Origin of the sequence: Loktanella sp. M215 (assembly GCF_021735925.1) — a bacterium.
Lineage (GTDB): Bacteria > Pseudomonadota > Alphaproteobacteria > Rhodobacterales > Rhodobacteraceae > Loktanella.
Genome location: NZ_WMEA01000001.1, coordinates 3488957 through 3506902 on the forward strand (window position 1 = coordinate 3488957; position 17946 = coordinate 3506902).

General features: G+C 65.7%; 17 protein-coding genes. 8 read left to right on the top strand and 9 right to left on the bottom strand.

Annotation, left to right across the window (positions count from 1 at the left end):
* Positions 1-52: 52 nt before the first annotated feature.
* The gene (purD, locus tag GLR48_RS17140) at positions 53-1321 is read left to right on the top strand and encodes a phosphoribosylamine--glycine ligase (protein WP_237063198.1); all 1269 of its coding nucleotides are present in this window, start codon (positions 53-55) and stop codon (positions 1319-1321) included.
* Positions 1322-1418: 97 nt separating this feature from the next.
* On the opposite strand, the gene GLR48_RS17145 is transcribed toward purD, so the two are convergent.
* The 5 genes from GLR48_RS17145 to GLR48_RS17165 form a co-directional block, all read right to left on the bottom strand.
* On the bottom strand, positions 1419-1928 hold the full coding sequence (locus tag GLR48_RS17145) for a CarD family transcriptional regulator (RefSeq protein ID WP_237063199.1): 510 nt from the start codon (positions 1926-1928) through the stop codon (positions 1419-1421).
* A 201-nt stretch (positions 1929-2129) separates the two neighbouring features.
* The gene (gene fdxA, locus GLR48_RS17150; protein WP_237063201.1) at positions 2130-2465 is read right to left on the bottom strand and encodes a ferredoxin FdxA; all 336 of its coding nucleotides are present in this window, start codon (positions 2463-2465) and stop codon (positions 2130-2132) included.
* 51 nt (positions 2466-2516) lie between these two features.
* Positions 2517-2903 (bottom strand): RNA-binding S4 domain-containing protein, encoded by a 387-nt coding sequence (locus tag GLR48_RS17155; protein ID WP_237063203.1) that lies wholly within the window; start codon positions 2901-2903, stop codon positions 2517-2519.
* A complete protein-coding gene (locus tag GLR48_RS17160) occupies positions 2900-5833 on the bottom strand; it encodes a helicase-related protein (RefSeq protein WP_237063204.1) in 2934 nt (977 codons plus the stop codon). Before GLR48_RS17160 ends, GLR48_RS17155 begins: the two co-directional genes overlap by 4 nt.
* 28 nt (positions 5834-5861) lie before the next feature.
* Positions 5862-6422: a tetratricopeptide repeat protein gene (locus GLR48_RS17165; protein WP_237063205.1), complete on the bottom strand. Its 561-nt coding sequence runs from the start codon at positions 6420-6422 to the stop codon at positions 5862-5864.
* A 73-nt stretch (positions 6423-6495) separates the two neighbouring features.
* Between GLR48_RS17165 and GLR48_RS17170 the strand changes: the two genes are divergently transcribed.
* From GLR48_RS17170 to GLR48_RS17200, 7 genes are all read left to right on the top strand, one after another.
* Entirely contained in the window at positions 6496-6783 is a 288-nt protein-coding gene (locus tag GLR48_RS17170; RefSeq protein WP_237063206.1) for an SCP2 sterol-binding domain-containing protein, read from the top strand.
* Positions 6783-7718 carry an alpha/beta fold hydrolase gene (locus tag GLR48_RS17175; RefSeq protein ID WP_237063207.1) on the top strand — a complete coding sequence of 312 codons (936 nt, stop codon included), beginning with the start codon at positions 6783-6785 and terminating at the stop codon, positions 7716-7718. The genes GLR48_RS17170 and GLR48_RS17175 overlap by 1 nt, the downstream gene beginning before the upstream one ends.
* Before the next feature lie 247 nt (positions 7719-7965).
* The gene (locus GLR48_RS17180) at positions 7966-9003 is read left to right on the top strand and encodes a ligase-associated DNA damage response exonuclease (RefSeq protein WP_237063208.1); all 1038 of its coding nucleotides are present in this window, start codon (positions 7966-7968) and stop codon (positions 9001-9003) included.
* Entirely contained in the window at positions 9000-10589 is a 1590-nt protein-coding gene (locus tag GLR48_RS17185) for an ATP-dependent DNA ligase (RefSeq protein WP_237063209.1), read from the top strand. Before GLR48_RS17180 ends, GLR48_RS17185 begins: the two co-directional genes overlap by 4 nt.
* A gap of 13 nt (positions 10590-10602) precedes the next feature.
* The gene (locus tag GLR48_RS17190) at positions 10603-11652 is read left to right on the top strand and encodes an endonuclease/exonuclease/phosphatase family protein (RefSeq protein WP_237063211.1); all 1050 of its coding nucleotides are present in this window, start codon (positions 10603-10605) and stop codon (positions 11650-11652) included.
* 55 nt (positions 11653-11707) lie between these two features.
* Entirely contained in the window at positions 11708-13531 is a 1824-nt protein-coding gene (locus tag GLR48_RS17195; RefSeq protein WP_237063213.1) for a M3 family oligoendopeptidase, read from the top strand.
* The gene (locus tag GLR48_RS17200; RefSeq protein WP_237063215.1) at positions 13528-14007 is read left to right on the top strand and encodes a GNAT family N-acetyltransferase; all 480 of its coding nucleotides are present in this window, start codon (positions 13528-13530) and stop codon (positions 14005-14007) included. The genes GLR48_RS17195 and GLR48_RS17200 overlap by 4 nt, the downstream gene beginning before the upstream one ends.
* A gap of 11 nt (positions 14008-14018) precedes the next feature.
* On the opposite strand, the gene GLR48_RS17205 is transcribed toward GLR48_RS17200, so the two are convergent.
* From GLR48_RS17205 to GLR48_RS17220, 4 genes are all read right to left on the bottom strand, one after another.
* Entirely contained in the window at positions 14019-14708 is a 690-nt protein-coding gene (locus GLR48_RS17205; protein WP_237063217.1) for an NAD(P)-dependent oxidoreductase, read from the bottom strand.
* Positions 14709-14751: 43 nt separating this feature from the next.
* The gene (locus GLR48_RS17210; protein WP_237063218.1) at positions 14752-15711 is read right to left on the bottom strand and encodes a Gfo/Idh/MocA family protein; all 960 of its coding nucleotides are present in this window, start codon (positions 15709-15711) and stop codon (positions 14752-14754) included.
* Positions 15712-15846: 135 nt separating this feature from the next.
* The gene (gene rpoH, locus GLR48_RS17215) at positions 15847-16743 is read right to left on the bottom strand and encodes an RNA polymerase sigma factor RpoH (protein ID WP_237063219.1); all 897 of its coding nucleotides are present in this window, start codon (positions 16741-16743) and stop codon (positions 15847-15849) included.
* Between the two features lie 164 nt (positions 16744-16907).
* Positions 16908-17939, bottom strand: a complete 1032-nt coding sequence (locus GLR48_RS17220) for an RluA family pseudouridine synthase (protein ID WP_237063220.1) — start codon at positions 17937-17939, stop codon at positions 16908-16910.
* Positions 17940-17946: the final 7 nt, after the last annotated feature.

The window sequence follows — 17946 nt, forward strand, 5'->3', positions numbered from 1 at the left end:
TCTGCGCTGACCTTAGAACGCAACCCAACCAAGGCCAAGCGGAGAGACCCCGATGAATATCCTGATCCTGGGCAGCGGCGGCCGCGAACACAGCCTGGCCTGGGCGATCAAGCAGAACCCGAAGTGCGACCGCCTGATCGTGGCGCCGGGGAACGCCGGCATCGCGGATCTGGCCGAATGCGCCGAGATCGACATCATGGACGGCGCCGCCGTGGTGGACTTCGCCGCCCAGAACGCCATCGACTTCGTGGTGATCGGGCCAGAGGCACCGCTCGCCGCCGGTGTTGCCGACGCCTGCCGTGCGGCAGGGTTGTCGGTCTTCGGCCCCTCCGCCGCGGCGGCGCGGCTCGAATCGTCGAAATCCTTCACCAAGGCGATCTGCGACGCCTGCGACGCCCCCACCGCCGCCTATGCCCATTTCACCCACCCCGACGATGCCCGCGACTATGTCCGCACCCAAGGCGCGCCCATCGTCATCAAGGCCGACGGCCTCGCCGCCGGCAAGGGCGTCGTCGTCGCAATGACGCTTGATGAAGCCCTCGCCGCCATCGACGACATGATGGGTGGCCAGTTCGGCGACGCCGGGGCCGAGGTCGTGGTCGAGGAATTCATGGATGGCGAGGAAGCCTCCTTCTTCGTGCTCTGCGACGGGACGACCGTGCTGCCGATCGGCACCGCACAGGACCACAAGCGCGTGGGCGACGGCGACACCGGCCCCAACACCGGCGGCATGGGCGCCTATACGCCCGCGCCCGTGATGACCGAGGCGGTGACACAGGCCGCCCTCGACCGGATCGTGAAACCGACCATGGCCGCCATGGCCGCCCGCGGCACGCCGTTTACCGGCGTCCTTTTCGTCGGCCTGATGATCAAGGACGGCCAGCCGCGCCTTGTGGAATTCAACGTCCGATTCGGCGATCCCGAATGTCAGGGTCTGATGATGCGTCTGGGGGGTCAGATCCTTGATCTGCTGCACGCCTGCGCCGAAGGGCGCCTGGCCGACCAGCGCGTCCACTGGGCCGACGATCACGCGCTGACCGTGGTGATGGCGGCGCAGGGCTATCCCGGCGCCTATACAAAGGGGACCGTGATCCGCGGCCTGTCTGACCTGCCGGAGGATAGCTTCAACATGGCCTTCCACGCCGGCACGGCCGAGGACGCCGATGGCCATATCATCGCCACCGGTGGCCGCGTCCTCGGCCTGACCGCCCGCGGCGCCACACTGGCCGAGGCGCACGCCCGCGCCTACGCCATGGTGGACGCTGTGGACTGGCCAGAGGGGTTTTGTCGCCGCGACATCGGCTGGCGGGCGCTCACCTGACCGCGAAGGCTGTTTTTTCGCAAAAAATTCGCTTGCGCCAAAAAGAAAGGCCGCACCCTCCCAAGTGCGGCCTCTCCTCCTCCCTGGCAGGTCGGGCTTACGCCGCGCGACCCACCAGAACCGATCCGATCTCTTCCGCAGCGGCCTTCTCGTCGTTGCCGGCCACGGCGGCGATCTCGCGGGTCAGACGCTCCAGTGCCGCCTCGTAAAGCTGACGCTCCGAATAGCTCTGCTCGCGCTGATCATCCGCACGATGCAGATCGCGTACGACTTCTGCAATAGCAATTAGATCACCTGAGTTGATCTTTTGCTCATATTCTTGCGCACGGCGCGACCACATGGCCTTCTTGACCTTGGCCTTGCCGCGCAGGGTCTTCATGGCGTGGCTGACGACGTCGGGCGTCGACAGGGCACGCATGCCGACTTCGGTCGCCTTGTGCGTGGGCACACGCAGGGTCATCTTGTCCTTCTCGAAGGCGATCACGAACAGCTCCAGCTCGAATCCCGCGACTTCTTGGGTTTCGACGGACACGATCTTGCCCACGCCGTGCGCCGGATAGACGACGAAATCGTTGGGCTGGAAATCTTTCTTCTTCGACTTGCTCATGGCAATCCTTTCTGTGACCCGGACGGCAAAAGACCCCGGCGGCGACTGATGTCATCGTCAGGGTGTCGGACGCAGTAAACGGGGTCAGGTCATTTGCGGCATTGCGCAGACCATACCACAAAAATCACCCTCGCGAAAGCGTGACATTTCAGAGGTCAAAATGATCGAAAATCAAGGACTTGCCGTGCGCGACGGCGCGAATCAGCCACCTTCGCCGGCGGCTTCGCTGAACAGGTCCATCTTGCCGGTCTTGCCGTCCATCTCCTCGGCATTCGGCAGCGGGTCCTTCTTGGTGATGATGACCGGCCATTTTTCCGAATACTTGCGATTGAACTCGACCCACTTCTCCATGTCCGGCTCGGTGTCCGGGCGGATCGCGTCGGCGGGGCATTCGGGTTCGCAGACGCCGCAGTCGATACATTCGTCAGGATGGATCACCAGCATGTTCTCGCCTTCGTAGAAGCAGTCCACCGGGCAGACTTCGACGCAGTCGGTGTATTTGCAGGCGATGCAGTTGTCGTTGACGATATAGGTCATGGGCGATCTTCCGAGGCTTGTATGCACGACTTGCTAGGACAGGCGGCAGGATCATTCAAGCGCGAATGGATCGTCCCGGCCCCGTGCTGCGTTCATGTCGCGGCGATCCTTGCCGGTGGGCCGTCCACCCCCGTCATAGCGCGGATTTGCCGGCTCTTGCACCACAGGCGGCGACAGGTCCTCGTAAAGGCCCTGCGCCTCGGTCGCCGGACCGCGGCGGGTGCCGCAGTCCACGATCCGCACGACGCGCACCTGACGTTCCTGCGCAAAGGTCAGCACGTTGCCCGCGCCCACAGCGCGGGCGGGCTTGGACACCGGTGTGCCGTCCACCCGCACCTTGCCGCCACTCACGATCTCGGCGGCCAAGCTGCGCGATTTGAAGAATCGCGCCTGCCACAGCCACTTGTCCAGCCGGATCGTCGGACGCGCCTCGCTCAACTAGGTTTGAAACCCTGAAGGGCTGCGGCAAAGGGATTGTCGGGATCGATCTTCTTCTCGGTCCGGGCGGGTTTGGCCGCAAAGCTTTGTGGCTTGTCGTCGGGCTTCGGCCCGCGCCGTCCCTGCGGCTTGCCGCCGGGCTTACCACCGGGCTTTCCATCGGATTTCCCACGCCGCGGCTGGCCGCCTTCGGCCTTGCGCGGTGCGTCGTCGGACCGGCGCGCGCCCTGCGGACGGCCACCCTGACGGGCGGGCCGCTTGCCCCAGGTGAAGGTATAGAAGGTCTCCATCTCAGGCGCAGGCGCCTCAGTCGTATCCGTCCCCTCCTCGACGATTCCAGTCGTCGAATCACCGATGGCATCCAGTTGCGCGGGCATCGCCGGCGGCATCCCCGGCAGGTCCGTCGGCGCATCGCCGGGTACCGTCGTAGGCTCGTCCGGCATCGGGTTCGGCAGATCGGGACCGGGCGCCTCGCCGGGGTCCGTCGGCACACCTTCGCCGGGCATGTCGCCGGGGGCATCGGCAGGCCGGTCGGGAATCGGCGGACGCGCCGCCTTGACCTTGGGACGCTCGCCCTTTTCGGCCGCATAACCCAGACCGCCCATCAGATCGGCAAACTGGTCCAGCGTGGTCCCGGTGATCGACAGCATGTCGGGCACCGCTTCAAATCCGGTCTTGCTGTTCTGATCGCGCAGCATGTCAGCCAGCCTTTCGAGCATGTCGATGCGGATCGCCCGCGCCCCGGCTGCACGGTATCCCGCCATTGCGTAATATCCCGGTGCGGCGTCCTGCGCCGCGGGCACCGTCACCAGACCGGGCGGCGGGCTTTCGGGAAACTCCTGCAGACCCTGTTGCAAAGCCCACAGGACCAGACGCAGACGGGTGGGTGCGGGTTTCAGCAACAGCGGCAGAAAGATCGTGAACTGGCCGAACCTTATACCATGTTTACGCAAGGCGCCGCGCGCCTCCTGATCCAGCGCCTTGACCTCTTCGGCCACCTCGCCACGCGGGATGATGCCAAAGTGTTCGGCCATCCGGTAGGCAAAGCCCTTGGCCGTGCCCGTCAGCGTCTCGTCGTTCTTCAGCGCCAGCAGCGGCTCGAATGCCGTGGCGACCTTGCGGTCGATGAAATGCTGCAGACGGCGCTGCACCTTGGCGATGACATCAGGACCGGCCTCGTCATCGACAAAGGCCACAACCTTCGGCTTCATGGGATCGTCACCAGCGGTCAGCTTGCCGACCGCCTGATCGCCCCACATCAGGCCGCCCTGCTCGGTGAAATCCATCTCGGTGTCCGGCGCGTTATAGAACCGGTCCGCCCGCAGGTGGAAATGTGGCACCAGCGCCTGCGCGCTCGCCTGCCGCAGCGTCTTGGCCTCGTCCGGGCTGCCCGCCTTGTCCATGCGAAAGCGGAATCCCTCAAGACGGCCGATGAATTCGCCCTCGACCGTCACTTCGCCCTTGTCGTTCACGTCAGCCAAGAGGCTCTCCTTCTGTTTGAGCCGCCGGAGCAATACGGATGTCCGCCGGTCCACAAATCTTTGCGCCAATGCGCCGTGCAGCGCATCCGATAGGCGGTCTTCTACAGCGCGGGTCTGGTCACGCCAATGGTTTTCGTCCCGCAGCCAGCCCTTGCGCTGTGCCACATAGGTCCATGTGCGGATATACGCCAACCGCTTTGACAGCGTATCGATGTCGCCGTCGTCCCGATCGATCCGCGCGACCTGCAGTGCAAACCAGTTTTCGTCGATATGGCCGATCTGGTGCAGGTCGGTGAATATACGCATGAGAAGGCTTGCGTGTTCCCCTTTACTGATCCCGCGAAAGTCTGGCACCCGGCAGACATCCCACAGCAGCCGCACGCTGGGGCCATCACTGGCGCGCGCCGCCACGATCTCGTCATTGCCGAGACTCCGTAACGCGGCAAGGTCGTCGCTCTCGCGTACGCGGGTCAGCCAGTCGTTGTCGGTGCGCGCCTCCAGCGTCTGCAACAGACGCTTGATCGACCCGAACTGCAGGTCGGAATTGCGCCATTGCAGCTTTTTCACCGGCACGAACTGGTGGTTGACGATCTGGTTGACGACGCCCTCGTCCAGCTCCTCCGCCTCGCCAGTCACGCCAAAGCTGCCCGCCGCCAGATGCCGCCCGGCCCGGCCCGCGATCTGCGCCAGCTCGTCGGGCCGCAACTCGCGCATCCGGTGACCATCGAACTTGGTCGTGGCCGAAAAGGCCACATGCTTGATGTCCAGGTTCAGCCCCATCCCGATGGCATCGGTCGCCACCAGATAATCCACATCGCCATTCTGATACATCTCGACCTGCGCATTCCGCGTGCGGGGCGACAGCGCGCCCATCACGACGGCGGCACCGCCCTTCTGGCGCCGGATCAGTTCCGCGATGGCATAGCAGTTCTCGACCGAGAATCCGACGATGGCCGACCGCGCCGGCATCCGACTCAACTTCTTCGATCCGGCATAACTCAGCTCCGAAAACCGGTCGCGCCGCTGGATCGTCACTTGCGGGATCATCGCCACGATCGCCTGCCGCATGGTGTCCGACCCCATGAACAGCGTCTCGTGCAACCCGCGCGCATGCAGCAGCCGGTCGGTGAACACATGGCCGCGTTCGGGATCGCCACACAGCTGGATCTCGTCCACCGCCAGAAAATCGCAGCCCAGCCCCTCGGGCATCGCCTCGACCGTGCAGACCCAATAGGCGGTGCGCGGCGGCACGATCCGCTCTTCGCCCGTCACCAGTGCGACGACCCCCGGCCCCCGCGCCTTGACGATTCGGTCATAGACCTCGCGCGCCAGCAGCCGCAGCGGCAGGCCGATAACTCCCGTGCGATGCCCCAGCATCCGCTCGATCGCATAATGCGTCTTGCCGGTGTTCGTCGGCCCCAGAACGGCCGTAACGCGAGAGGGCTGCATGTTCGTCCCCGCAGGGTCGGTCAAGGCTTCAGAGGGCCAGACCGTCCAGTTTGACTGACAGGCGGTCCATGGCGTCGGTGACGCCTTCCGCATGGGGGGCAATCTCAAGGATTCGGGCGTAGACCTCAAGGGCGTCTTCGGGGCGATCCAGTTCTTCAAGGATCACGGCCAGCCCGCTCATCGCACCGAAATGGCGCGGGTTCAGCCGCAGGGTGGTCTGGATATCGGCCAGCGCAGGGCCGACCTGACCGGCCGTATAATAGGCGGTGGCGCGCTCGTTATAGCCTTCGGCGAAATCCGGCGCATGGTCGATCAGCGCGCTCAGATGCTGGATGGCCAGCGCGGTCTCGCCCGCCTCCATCGCGTCGGCACCCCGGCGCAGCAGCAGGTCCATCGCAGGCGATCCGCTGCGCGACCACTGGGCCGCGATCTGGCCCTGGATTTGTGACGTCTCGTCGGGACCGGCCTCGGCCAGCCGGTCGAACAACGCGTCCAGCTCTGCCGTCTGCGCCTGCACGCCGCTGCCACAGGCCAGCGCCAGCACAAATGCCGCCACGAAAGGATTGATGACTGATCTTCGCTTGGTCATACCGACAATGTAGCGTAACCCGCGTCCGATACCAGTGGCGCGCCCTCACAACCTCGACAAAGGAGACATCACCATGAGCGAAGTCATTACACAGGCCGTCACCAAGCTGAACGAAAAAATGGACGGCGGTTTCGACGGCATCGCCAAGTTCGTGGTGGAGGATGAAGGCGCCATCATGATCGACCAGAACGGCGCCCGCGCCGGCGACGAAGAGGCAGAGGTCACCCTCACCGCGTCCCGCGACACCTTCGAGGGCATCCTGAACGGTGACGAGAACCCCACCGCCGCCTTCATGACCGGCAAGCTGACCATCGACGGCGACATGGGCAAGGCGATGCAACTGGCAGGCGTGCTGGCCTGATGCGTTACGCCCCCCTGCACGCGGACGTCGCCGATGGCCCCGATGCAGGGGCGGCACACTGGATCAAGACCACGGATCATGCCCAGATCCGCGTCGGCCACTGGGTCTCTGACGCCGACCGCGGCACCGTGCTGCTGTTCCCCGGCCGCACCGAATACATCGAAAAATACGGCCGCGCCGCCAGCGCTTTGCGCACACGCGGCTATGCGACCGTCACCGTGGACTGGCGCGGTCAGGGTCTGGCCGACCGCGCCACACCGAACCGCGCCACGGGCCATGTCGCAGCCTTCGGCGACTTTCAAAAGGACGTGGCAGCGATGCTGACCCACGCCCGCGACCTCGGCCTGCCGAAACCCTTCTACCTCATCGCCCATTCCATGGGCGGCGCCATCGGTCTGCGCGCCCTGCTCGAAGGGCTGCCCGTCCGCGCCGCCGTCTTCTCGGCCCCGATGTGGGGCATCCAGATGGCCGCGGCCCTGCGTCCCTTCGCCTGGGGCATCTCCGCCATGGCCCGCCGCATCGGCATGGATACCCGCATGGCCCCGGGGCAAGAGGCGGAAAACTACCTCACCCGCATCGCGGTCGAGGAAAACACCCTGACCTCCGACGCCGAGATGTTCGACTACATGCGCCGCCAGATCACCGCCTACCCGGACCTCGGCCTCGGTGGCCCCTCCCTGCGCTGGCTCAACGAATCGCTGGTCGAGATGCGGCGCATGGCGCGCCTCGCCTCACCCCGCGTGCCCACGACGACCTTCCTCGGCACCGCCGAAGTGATCGTCGACCCCGCCCGCATCCGCGACCGCATGGCCCGCTGGCCCACCGGCACGCTGGAAATCGTCGAGGGCGGCAAGCACGAAACCATGATGGAATCCCCCGCCATCCGCACCCGCTTCTTCGACACCGCCGCCGCCCTCTTCGACGCCCACCCCTGACGGCGGACCCACCAGCAACCGCCCCCCATCCTCACCCACCCCGGGCACCCACGCGTCCGCGCCGCCCCTCCTTCTTCCCACCTCGCTTTTTTCCAAATACTCCCGCCGGAGGCTCCCGCACCCTCCACCCCCCTGCCGCCTCCCATCAGGCCCCCGTTCACCCGACCCGCCACACGCCAGCCAAAGGCTGCGGCGGTCCCAGCCCGGTACACTGGCCAAGCCCGCAGCCCGGCCTAATTCCCCCCTCATGGCTGACGTCCTCACCTTTACCGACCGCGGCATCTACTGCCCCGCCGGCGATTTCTACATCGACCCGTGGCGTCCCGTGGACCGCGCGCTGATCACGCACGGCCACGCGGACCATTCGCGCTGGGGGATGAAGCGCTACCTCGCGACGACGGCCGCCGCCCCCGTCATGCGCCACCGTCTGGGCGACATCGCGCTCGACACGATCAGCTACGGCGAAGCGCGCCGCATCAATGACGCCACTGTCTCGTTTCACCCTGCCGGCCACGTCCCCGGCTCCGCCCAGATCCGGGTCGAGGTCGCGGGCGAAGTCTGGGTCGCCTCCGGCGATTACAAGACAGTGGCCGACGGCCTGTCCGAACCCTTCGAACCCGTCCGCTGCCACGCCTTCATCACCGAATGCACCTTCGGCCTGCCGGTCTTCAAATGGCTGACAGAGGACGCGCTGACCGCCCAGATCAACGCGTGGTGGGCCGCCAACGCCGCCGCAGGCCTCACCTCGATCATCGGGGCCTACGCGCTTGGCAAGGCCCAGCGCCTGCTGACCTGCGTGGACCCCGCCATCGGCCCGATCCTGACCCATGGTGCGGTCGAGAACACGAACGCGGTCCTCCGCGCGCAAGGCGTCAAACTCCCCGACACGATCCGCGTGACGCCGGACACCAAAGCCGCCGATCACCCCGGCGCCTTGGTCGTGGCCACGCCCAGCGCGCTGGGGACCACATGGGCGCGCCGCTTTGGCCCCGCCTCGACCGCCTTCGCCTCGGGCTGGATGGCCCTGCGCGGGGTCAGACGCCGCCGGGCCGCCGACCGCGGCTTCGTCGTCAGCGACCACGCGGATTGGGACGGTCTGAACACGGCGATCCGCGAAACCGGTGCCACGAAAATCTTCGCCACCCACGGCTACACCTCCGCCTTCCAGCGCTGGCTGGCGGACGAAGGCTACGACGCCCATATCGTCAGCACCGAATACAGCGGCGAATCCGTGGACGAGGCGGACGATACCGACAAGCCTGGCACAAGCGGTGCCGAGGCATGAAGGATTTCGCCGCCCTCTACGCCCGCATCGACGAATCGACCAAGACAACGGTGAAGGTCGCGGCCCTGGCCGAGTACTTTCGCACCGCCCCCGACGACGACAAGCTCTGGACCGTCGCCCTCTTCTCGGGCCGTCGCCCGAAACGCACCATCACCGCCACCCGCCTGCGCGAATGGGCCGCCGAACGTGGCGGCATTCCCCTTTGGCTGTTCGAGGAATCCTACGGCATCGTCGGCGATCTGGCGGAAACGATCAGCCTGATCCTACCCGACGCCACCGGCACGGACGCCCGGTCGCTCACCTTCTGGATTGGGGAAATCAAGCGCCTCTCCGCCCTCGACGACGAGGCGCGCAAGGCCGGCATCCTCGCCGCCTGGGACGCGCTGCCGGGGCCGCAGCGCTATCTCTTCACCAAACTGCTCACCGGCTCCTTCCGCGTCGGCGTCAGCCGCAAGCTGATGACCCGCGCCCTGTCCATCGCGACAGAAGGCGACGAGGCCAACCTCACGCACCGCCTGATGGGCGACTGGACGCCGGACACCACAACGTGGGAACGGTTGATCGAAACCACCGACCCCAGCACGGACCTCTCACGCCCCTACCCCTTCTACCTCGCTTACGGCCTCGAAGACCTTGCCGCCCTCGGCCCCGCCACCGACTGGTCGGCGGAATGGAAATGGGACGGCATCCGCGGCCAGTTCATCCTGCGAATGGGCGAACATCACCTCTGGTCCCGGGGCGAGGACCTGATGACCGACCGTTTCCCCGAGCTTGCCCAACTGCGCGACTTCCTGCCCGACGGCACCGTGATCGACGGCGAGGTGCTGGCCTTTCGCGACGAGGCCCCCCTCACCTTCAACGCCCTGCAATCCCGCATCGGCCGCAAGACCGTGCCGAAAAAGCTGCTGACCGAGGCCCCTGTCATCCTCATGGCCTACGACCTGCTGGAGGACGCAGGCGAGGACATCCGCGCCCTGCCCTTCGCCGACAGGCGCGCGCGTCTTGCCAATATCATCGCCAAAGCCCCATCCACCGCCCCCCTGCGCCTGTCCCCCACGGTCGCGGCCAGCGACTGGGACACCCTCGCCGCCGCCCGCGACACCAGCCGCGAAAAATCCGCCGAAGGCCTGATGCTGAAACGCCTCGATTCCCCCTACCTTGCGGGCCGCAAGAAGGGCGACTGGTGGAAATGGAAGGTCGACCCCCTGACCATCGACGCGGTGATGATCTATGCGCAGCAAGGCTCCGGCCGGCGGGCGAACCTCTTCACCGACTACACCTTTGCCGTTTGGGATGGCGACGCTCTGGTCCCGTTCACCAAGGCCTATTCCGGCCTGACGGACGCCGAATTCCGGCAGATCACCGCTTGGGTCCGCAAGAATACCTTGCAAAAGTTCGGCCCCGTACGCCAAGTCACCCCGGAACATGTCTTTGAATTGGGGTTTGAGGGGATACAGGCCAGCCCGCGCCACAAGTCGGGCGTCGCCCTGCGGTTTCCCCGGATGCTGCGCTGGCGGCACGACAAACCACTGAACGAGGCGAACACGCTGGCGGACCTCAAGGAGATGCTGCCCGCCTACGGATAAGAAGGAAGACCCCATGCGCCGCTGGATCGCCCGCCCCATCGCCCTCGCGCTGCTGCTGCTTGTCGCGGCGACCGGCATCGCGATGCTCAATACCGATACATGGTGGATCCGCTTCCTCGACTTCCCCCGCATGCAGATTGCAGCCGCGCTGGCGGTAGGCGTGCTGCTTTATATGGTGATCGCCGGCTGGCGCGGTATCGTGGTGACGCTGCTGGCGCTCGTGGCGCTTGGCGAACAGGTCCGCACCCTCTGGCCCTACCAGCCGCTGGCGGCCAAGATGGTGGCCCAGACACCCCGCTGCGCCGACGACGGCGTGCTGCAGGTGCTATCCACCAATGTTCAGCGCGGCAATCAGGACGCGCAACAGGTCATCGACATGGTCCGCGCCAACGATCCCGACATCCTCCTGGTGATGGAGACGGACGAACGCTGGGACCGCGACCTGACCCCGCTGCGCGACGATTACGACTACGTCATGCAGAACATCCCCGACAACGCGACCTTCTTCGGGATGCACGTCTTTTCCCGCTACCCGCTGGAAAACGCCCGGTTCGAATTTCCCTTCGGCAGCGACACGCCCCTTTTCGTCGGCGACGTCGCCCACCCGCGCGAGACGGTGCAGTTCATCGGCGTCCATCCCCGCCCGCCCCAGCGCGGCCAGTCGTCAGAGATGCGCGACGCCACCGTGCTGACCGCCGCCCAGTTCGCGGCCGACAGCGAGGCTGTCAGCATCATGGCCGGCGACTACAACGCCACACCCTGGAACGACACCGCCCGCCTTGCCATGCGCATGGGTCAGGTCCTCGACCCCCGCCAAGGCCGCGGCCCGATCGTCAGCTTCGACGCCAAAAGCGCCTGGATGAAATGGCCGCTCGACCAGATCCTGTGGCAGGGTGGCCCCGGCCTGCGCGACTTCCAGATCCTGCCCGCCATAGGATCCGACCACTACCCCGTCCGCGCCGACCTGTGCCTGACCACCAACGCGCCGGGCGATCCCGCCGCGCTGCGTGACGGCGACAGGGACGCCGTGCAAGCCGTCTTCGACGCCGCGTCAAAGGGTTGAGGGGGGCGCCCCCAGCCCCTATGTGACATCAAACCATTCAGACAGGACCAGACCCATGACCCATGCCCCCGCCTTCGACGCCCAGACAGACGCTGGCGGCCGGAACCTTGGCGACCTGCCCGAATGGGACCTGACCGACCTCTACCCCAGCCCCGACAGCGCCGAGATCAAGCGCGACATGGACTGGCTGGAAGCCGCCTGCGCCGACTTCGCCGCCGACTACGAAGGCAAGCTGGCGGACCTCGATGCCGCAGGCCTGCTCGACGCGGTCAAGCGTTACGAGAATATCGACATCATCGCCGGCCGCGTCATGTCCTACGCCGGTCTGCGCTACTACCAGATCACCACGGATGACGAGCGTGGCAAGTTCATGGCCGACGCGCAGGACCGCATGACGACCTACACCACGCCGCTGGTCTTCTACGGTCTGGAATTCAACCGCCTCGACGATGCGCATCTGGAGAACCTTTTGGCCCAGAACGCCGACCTGCGCCGATACAAGCCGATTTTTGATCGGATGCGCGCGATGAAGCCGCACCAGTTGTCGGACGAGATGGAAAAGTTCCTGCACGACCAATCCACCGTCGGTGCCGCCGCCTGGAACCGCCTTTTCGACGAAACCATGGCCGGCCTGATGTTCGACGTGGACGGTGCGGCCCTGAACCTCGAATCCACCCTCAACCTGCTGACCGACCGCGACCGCACCAAGCGCGAGGCCGCCAGCAAGGCCCTCGCCACCGTCTTCAAGGACAACGTCAAACTCTTCGCCCGCGTCCACAACACGCTGGCGAAGGAAAAGGAAATCGAAGACCGCTGGCGCAAGATGCCGACCCCGCAATACGGCCGCCACCTGTCCAACCATGTGGAGCCGGAGGTTGTCGAGGCCCTGCGCAACGCCGTCGTCGCGGCCTACCCCCGCCTGTCGCACCGCTACTACGCGCTCAAGGCCAAGTGGCTTGGCCTCGACAAGATGCAGACCTGGGACCGCAACGCGCCCCTGCCGATGGACAGTGACCGCATCGTGGGCTGGGACGAGGCGCGCGACATGGTGCTGGACGCCTACGCCGATTTTGCCCCCGAAATGGCGGACCTCGCGAAACCCTTCTTCACCGACGGCTGGATCGACGCGGGCGTGAAACCCGGCAAGGCCCCCGGTGCCTTCGCCCACCCCACCGTCAGCACCGTGCATCCTTACGTCATGCTGAACTACCTCGGCAAACCGCGCGATGTGATGACGCTGGCCCACGAACTGGGCCACGGCGTCCACCAGCGCCTCGCCGCAGGCCAGGGCGAACTCCTCTCCTCCACGCCCCTCACGCTAGCCGAAACCGCCTCCGTCTTCGGCGAGATGCTGACCTTCCGCAAACTGCTGGACGGCGCCAAGACGAAGCAGGAGCGCAAGGTCCTGCTCGCCGGCAAGGTCGAGGACATGATCAACACGGTCGTCCGCCAGATCGCTTTCTATGACTTCGAATGCAAACTGCACGCCGCCCGCGCGCAGGGCGAGCTGACGCCCGACGACATCAACGCCCTCTGGATGTCCGTGCAGGCCGAAAGCCTCGGCCCTGTGTTCGAGTTTCAGGACGGCTACGAAACCTTCTGGACCTACGTCCCCCACTTCGTCCACTCGCCCTTCTACGTCTACGCCTACGCCTTCGGCGACGGCCTAGTGAACGCCCTCTACGCGGTCTACGCCGAAGGCGACCCGGACTTCAAAACCAAGTACTTCGACATGCTCAAGGCGGGCGGGTCCAAGCATCACACGGAACTGCTGGCCCCCTTCGGCCTCGACGCCGCAGACCCCGCCTTCTGGGACAAGGGCCTCGGGATGATCGAAGGCTTCATCGACGAGCTGGAGGCGATGGAAGACGACGCATGAACGTCGTCACCCTCGCCCCCTACACCCCGGACCAGCGCGACGCCGTCTGCGCGCTGACGGTTGCCCCGGACCAGGTGGTCTTCTCCGGCCAACCGGTGCAATTCGTCACGCAGCCCGACGCCTGCATGGACATCCATGTGATCCACGCAGACGGCGCATTGGTCGGCTTCTTCCGCATCGACCGGGACTACGCCAGCATCCACGACTTCGCTGCCCCCGGCGACCTTGGCCTGCGCAGCGTGATCGTCGACCACCGCCATCAGGGGCGCGGCATCGGCAGCGCCATGGTCCGCGCCCTGCCCGCCTATATGGCGCAGCATTATCCGGCGGCCACTGACCTTTACCTGACCGTGAACCTGCGCAATCCCGGCGCGCGCAAAAGCTACCTCAACGGCGGCTTCATCGACAACGGTGCACACTATCTCGGGGGCGATGCGGGCCCGCAGCACATCCTGCACATGAAATTGGCCCCTTAAGGCGCCAGCATTCAGCCGATCATGTCCTTGACGACCGTCGTCAGCGACGACGCCTCTGGCGCCTCCTTGCGCGCCAGCGCAGGCGTCTGCCGCGACCATCCGCCGTTTTCCGCCAGATCCAGCATGAAATGCGCCACATCGGCCATGCGTGTCCGGATCAGATCCTCGGGGATCACATTGGGGGTCACGGTATAGTCGCCCGTCACCGCCCCCTCCATCAGCCAGCCCGGCCGCACCGCCGTCCAGTCCACGGCGCTGGCCTGCAGCTGCGCTTCCATCTCGGCCATCTGGTCCAGCACGTTGTGCAGCGCCGCCATCACCGGCAACCGGAAATACAACGGCCCGCGATTCTTGGCCTCGACGAAACTGGCAGAGATCACGATCAACCGGTCCACCCCCGCCTGATGCATCCCCCGCAGAATATTCGTCGTCCCGCGGGTATATAGCGGCGGCGGATCCAGCAGCGTCTTCGCCGCATTGCCGACCCCCAGACAGGACAGCACCGCATCCACACCGCTGAAACAATCCGACAGATCGTCCTTCAGCACATCCGCGCGGCACAACTCCAACCCGTCGCGCCCGTCAGCCTCGGGCCAGTCCAGCTCGACCGCGCGCACACGGTGCCCCCGCGCCAGCGCCTGATCGACGAGGGACCGGCCGACACCGCCCGCCGCCCCCAGAACTGCAAATGTCTTCGTCATGACCGACCCCGCTTGATACGCGTCAGGCCAACCCCCGCCCGCCTCAGCGGTTCCCTGCGGCGTCAAAGACCATGTCGATCATCGCCTGCGTGCCGCGGCTGAACTCCAGCGGACAGGCGTAATCCGCTCCCTCTGCTGCGGCGACAAAGGCCTCGACCTGCAACACGTAATGATTCGCCGCGGGCCAGCGTTCATGGGTCCGCTTGCCCGCCTCCGTCTCCAGCACCAGTTCCGCCAGATCGAACAGGTTGGCATTGAACGGACAGGTCAGCCGCAGCAGGCCGGTGTCACCGTGAAAGACGATGGACTGCGCCGGCTGCATCCGAGTGGACACGACCGCACCATAGGTGAAATCGCCGAAATCCGCCGCCACCTGGGCAAAGACATCGACCCCCCCCTCGAAATCCACCCGCGCATGGGTGATCGCCACCGGCTCCGCTCCGGTGACGAAGCGCGCCGCACCGAAGGCATAGACGCCGATATCCGGCAACCCGCCACCGCCCGTCTCGGGCCTGTTGCGGATATTGGCCGCATCGGGGTTGTTGTAGGTAAAGACCACCTCGACGTGCCGCAACCGCCCGATCGCCCCGCCCTGCACCAGCTCGCGCGCGCGCACGAACTGCGGGTGATGCACGATCATGAAGGCTTCCGCCACCATCTTGCCGCTCGCATCCCGCGCCGCGATCACCCGGTCGATGTCGTCAGCCTTCAGGGCAATCGGCTTCTCGCAAAGCACATGCTTGCCCGCCTCCAGCGCCTTCACCGACCAGTCGACATGCAGGTGATTGGGCAGCGGAATATAGACCGCATCGACCCCCGGATCGGCCAGCAGTGCCGCGTAATCGCCATGCACCCGCAACCCCGGCGCAAAATCCGCAAATCCCTCGGCCTTCGCAGGATCGGACGTGGCCAGCGCCACCAGTTCCGCACCCCGCGCCGCATGGATCGCCGGCCCCATCTGCGTCCGCGCGAAATTGGCCGCCCCCAGAATTCCCCAACGCATCGCGATCCCCTTCATCTCGCAAAGAAAACGCCCGCCGCAGGCATCCCGCCGCCGCCGCCATCCTCGCTTTTTTCAAAAAATACTCCCGCCGGAGGCATCCGGCAGGAGCTATGCAGATCAACCCTAGCGAAACGCTCAGACGCTCTCAAGCATCCCCTTCTCGGACGCCAGTTCCCGCATCCGCTTCTGCAGCTTCTCGAACGCCCGCACCTCGATCTGGCGGATCCGCTCGCGGCTCACATCGTATTGCGACGACAGATCTTCCAGCGTGATCGTCTCGTCGTTCAGACGGCGCTGCATCAGGATGTCCTTCTCGCGGTCGTTCAGCACGTCCATCGCCTCGGCCAGCATGGCGCGGCGGTTTTCCAGCTCGTCCCGCTCCTCGTAGTCGCCCGCCTGGTCGGCGTCCTCGTCCTCCAGCCAGTCCTGCCATTGCATCGTGCCTTCGCCCTCGGACCCGACGGTCGCGTTCAGCGATGCATCGCCACCGGACAGACGCCGGTTCATCGACACGACCTCGGCCTCGGTCACACCCAGATCGGTCGCGATCCGCTGCACGTTCTCGGGGCGCAGATCGCCCTCTTCCAAGGCTCCGATCCGGTTCTTGGCCTTGCGCAGGTTGAAGAACAGCTTTTTCTGCGCCGACGTCGTGCCAAGCTTCACCATCGACCACGACCGCAGGACGTATTCCTGAATCGCAGCGCGGATCCACCACATGGCATAGGTCGCCAGACGGAACCCCTTCTCGGGGTCGAATTTCTTGACCGCCTGCATCAGACCCACGTTGGCCTCGGAAATCACCTCGGCCTGCGGCAGGCCGTAACCGCGATAACCCATGGCGATCTTGGCGGCCAGACGCAGGTGCGACGTGACCAGCTGGTGGGCCGCGTCGGTATCCTCATTCTCGGTCCAGCGCTTGGCCAGCATGTATTCCGTTTCCGGCTCCAGCATCGGAAACTTGCGGATCTCCTGCATGTAGCGGTTCAGCCCCTGTTCAGGCGACGGTGCCGGAAGATTCTTGTAGTCACTCATGTCAGGTTCCCCTCTGCCCGATGTTCACGGGCTTAACATTCATATGGGTCGACGAGGTGTGGTTTTCAATCATCCTCATTGCGATAGGTTAACAACGTATGAACCGCTGCGTTCCGTCACACATCAGTAAAGTCTGTGCGAGGCCGCACATCAATCGGGCAAATTCAGCCTTGATGCCGCAGATCGCGCAATAGCTGCTCCATATCTTCCGGCAGCGGCGCCGCGAACTCCAATGTCTCGCCGCTGACCGGATGCACGAATCCCAGCGTCGCCGCATGCAGCGCCTGCCGGGCAAAGCCGCGCGCGGCGGCAACCCCGTCCTCGCCCACGGCCTTCACTGCCAGCTTCTGCCGCCCGCCATAGACCGGATCACCGATCAGCCCGTGCCCGCAATGCGCCAGATGCACGCGGATCTGGTGCGTGCGCCCGGTTTCCAGCCAGCATTCCACCAGCGCCGCCACCGCAGGCGTGCCCAAAGGCTCCACGATCCGCACCCGCGTCACCGCATGCCGCCCGCTCTGGAACGACACCGCCTGCTTTTGCCGGTCGGTGCGGTGGCGACCCAGCATCGTCTGGATCTTCAGGATGTTTCCGGGCTCGAAACTCGTGCCCTTCACCCCGCGCAGACGCGGGTCATTCGCATCCGGCACCCCGAAACAGACCGCGAGGTAGCGCCGCTGCACCGTGTGCGCGGCGAATTGCGCGGCCAAGCCCTGATGCGCCGCGTCGGACTTCGCCACCACCAGCAGGCCAGAGGTTTCCTTGTCGATCCGGTGCACGATGCCGGGCCGTTTCATGCCGCCCACACCGCTCAGATCGTCGCCGCAATGGTGGATCAGCGCGTTGACCAGCGTGCCGTCGGGGCTGCCGGGGGCCGGATGCACGACCATGCCAGCGGGCTTGTTCAGCACGATCAGGTCCGCATCCTCGAACACGATATCCAGCGCGATGTCCTGTGCGACGATGTGGCTGTCCTGCGCCTCTTCCACCGTGATCACGACCGCCGCCCCCTCGGTCACGCGGGCGCGCGGATCGGTCACGACAGCACCGTCGATCGTCACGGCACCGTCCGCGATCAGCCGGCCCAGCCGGGACCGCGACAGGACCGCATCGTCCGGCACGTCGCGGGCCAGCACCTTGTCCAGCCGTGCGGGCGGGTCGGGTTGGACGGCAAAGGTGACGGTGGTGACGGGCATGGGCATT

Excerpts from the sequence above, each read along its gene's own strand:
- purD (WP_237063198.1), top strand. The coding sequence starts at position 53 with ATGAATATCCTGATCCTGGGCAGCGGCGGCCGCGAACACAGCCTGGCC.
- GLR48_RS17145 (WP_237063199.1), bottom strand. The coding sequence starts at position 1,928 with ATGAGCAAGTCGAAGAAGAAAGATTTCCAGCCCAACGATTTCGTCGTC.
- fdxA (WP_237063201.1), bottom strand. The coding sequence starts at position 2,465 with ATGACCTATATCGTCAACGACAACTGCATCGCCTGCAAATACACCGAC.
- GLR48_RS17160 (WP_237063204.1), bottom strand. The coding sequence starts at position 5,833 with ATGCAGCCCTCTCGCGTTACGGCCGTTCTGGGGCCGACGAACACCGGC.
- GLR48_RS17165 (WP_237063205.1), bottom strand. The coding sequence starts at position 6,422 with ATGACCAAGCGAAGATCAGTCATCAATCCTTTCGTGGCGGCATTTGTG.
- GLR48_RS17170 (WP_237063206.1), top strand. The coding sequence starts at position 6,496 with ATGAGCGAAGTCATTACACAGGCCGTCACCAAGCTGAACGAAAAAATG.
- GLR48_RS17175 (WP_237063207.1), top strand. The coding sequence starts at position 6,783 with ATGCGTTACGCCCCCCTGCACGCGGACGTCGCCGATGGCCCCGATGCA.
- GLR48_RS17180 (WP_237063208.1), top strand. The coding sequence starts at position 7,966 with ATGGCTGACGTCCTCACCTTTACCGACCGCGGCATCTACTGCCCCGCC.
- GLR48_RS17185 (WP_237063209.1), top strand. The coding sequence starts at position 9,000 with ATGAAGGATTTCGCCGCCCTCTACGCCCGCATCGACGAATCGACCAAG.
- GLR48_RS17190 (WP_237063211.1), top strand. The coding sequence starts at position 10,603 with ATGCGCCGCTGGATCGCCCGCCCCATCGCCCTCGCGCTGCTGCTGCTT.
- GLR48_RS17195 (WP_237063213.1), top strand. The coding sequence starts at position 11,708 with ATGACCCATGCCCCCGCCTTCGACGCCCAGACAGACGCTGGCGGCCGG.
- GLR48_RS17200 (WP_237063215.1), top strand. The coding sequence starts at position 13,528 with ATGAACGTCGTCACCCTCGCCCCCTACACCCCGGACCAGCGCGACGCC.
- GLR48_RS17205 (WP_237063217.1), bottom strand. The coding sequence starts at position 14,708 with ATGACGAAGACATTTGCAGTTCTGGGGGCGGCGGGCGGTGTCGGCCGG.
- GLR48_RS17210 (WP_237063218.1), bottom strand. The coding sequence starts at position 15,711 with ATGCGTTGGGGAATTCTGGGGGCGGCCAATTTCGCGCGGACGCAGATG.
- rpoH (WP_237063219.1), bottom strand. The coding sequence starts at position 16,743 with ATGAGTGACTACAAGAATCTTCCGGCACCGTCGCCTGAACAGGGGCTG.
- GLR48_RS17220 (WP_237063220.1), bottom strand. The coding sequence starts at position 17,939 with ATGCCCGTCACCACCGTCACCTTTGCCGTCCAACCCGACCCGCCCGCA.